The following is a 255-nucleotide window of genomic DNA, read 5'->3' on the forward strand; positions in this document are numbered from 1 at the left end:
AAGTCGTAACAAGGTAGCCGTATCGGAAGGTGCGGCTGGATCACCTCCTTTCTAAGGATTTTTACATGACGTACGTTTTGACACTTTGTTCAGTTTTGAGAGTTCAATCTCTCAATTATAGAAAGCATACTACTTTCTTCTTATTAGATAAGAAGAATTTTGGTTGCGATTGTTCTTTGAAAACTAGATAACAGTAATTGCTGAGGAAAAGTGAAACTTTTCTTTAATCAAACCAATAAATAACACAACAGTATG

1 rRNA gene is annotated in these 255 nt (G+C 34.5%); it reads left to right on the forward strand.

Annotated features, from left to right (window positions below):
• Window positions 1-51: ribosomal RNA gene (locus AC0C45_RS30225) — 16S ribosomal RNA — on the forward strand; the annotation flags it as partial.
• Window positions 52-255 lie beyond the last annotated feature (204 nt).

Source organism: Priestia sp. VA7 (genome assembly GCF_055710015.1).